At 72.2% G+C, this 1,380-nt stretch carries 1 protein-coding gene; it reads right to left on the bottom strand.

What is annotated here, in order from left to right:
* Positions 1-112: 112 nt before the first annotated feature.
* A partial coding sequence (locus AC1D12_RS33390) for a M16 family metallopeptidase (protein ID WP_477845384.1) occupies positions 113-1,380 on the bottom strand: 1,268 nt, incomplete at its 5' end.

Below are 1,380 nucleotides of genomic sequence, written 5' to 3'. Positions count from 1 at the left end.
GGGCAGAAGCTGGCGCAGCAATCCGCCACCAGCGAGGAGCTCTGCGCCTGGAACGGCTGCTGCGTGCTGGAGGTCGGCTTCGAGCCGGTGGGCACCGCCGTCGGCGTCGGCCTCAGTGCGAGGCTTCGGCCGCAAACAATGCGCTAGCCCGCTCGCGCGCACGCGCCGGCACGCTGCCCGCGAGGGCGACGGCGGCGCTGCCGGACAGCGCGCGGGCGAACACCTCGCGCACGTCCTGCGCCGAGGCGGCCTGCAGGCGCGCGAGCCACTCGCGGCTGTCGCGCAGCTGGCCGAAGGTGAACACGTCCTGCACCGCCGATTCGATGCGGCGCGACGGCTGGTCGAGCGCGCGCAGCGTGCGCACCGCGATCTGGTTGCGGGCGCGCTCGAGGCCGACGGCGTCGCTGCCGTCGGCATGGCGGCGCAGCAGCTGGGCGACGGCGTCGAGGAATTCGTCGGCCTGGGCCGGGGCGGTGGCGGCCTCGATGACGAACTGGCCGGCCGACGGAAGGATGTCGGCCGAGCACGACGCGAAGTAGGCCAGGCTGCGGCGCTCGCGGATCTCGTCGAGCAGCGGCGAGCTCATGCCTTCGCCGAGCAGCGCAGCGGCGAGCACGCTGTTGACGTGCGAGTCGTCGGCGAGCGCCGGCGCCGCGAAGCCGAGCACCGTGTGGCATTGCGCGCTGCCCGACATGCGGCGCAGCTTCAGGCCGCCGCGCCAGTCGGGCTGCGGCACCGCGTTCGCCGCGCCGGGGGGCATGGCACCGAACGCGGACTCGACGGCGCGCACGAAGGGGTCGACGTCGACCGGTCCGGCCGCGGCGACGATCACGTTGGCGGCGGTGTACTGGCGCTGCACGTAGGACAGCAGGTCGTCACGGCTGAAGCGCTTCAGGTTGGCGCGGTTGCCGATCACCGGCTGGCCGGCCGGGTGCATGCCGTAGCAGGCGCGGTCGAACATCTGGAAGGCCATCGCGGCCGGGTCTTCCTCGAACTCGGTGAACTCGTGCTCGATGACCTGGCGCTCGCGCTCGAGCTCGTCGGCCGGGAAGGTGCTGTGCAGCACGATGTCGGCGAGCAGGGCGACGAAGGCCGGCAGGTCGTGCGGCAGGCCTTCGATGTGGAACGCGGTGTGGTCCTTGTCGGTGTGGGCGTTGACCTCGGCGCCGAGGCGTTCGGCATCGAGGTTGATGCGCTGGCAGTCGCGCGACTGCGTGCCCTTGAAGGCCATGTGCTCGACGACGTGGCTGATGCCGTTGAGCTGCCGCGATTCATGCAGGCTGCCGGTGCGGATGAAGATGCTCAGGCTGACCGTCTGGCGCCACGGCATCGGGATCGCGATGGCGCGCAGGCCGTTGGGCAGGGTGGCGAGCTGGGGGC

This window comes from Rhizobacter sp. P1_G5 (assembly GCF_056405435.1).
Note: the sequence above shows the minus strand (reverse complement) of the source record. Positions and strands in the feature narration are given on the sequence as shown.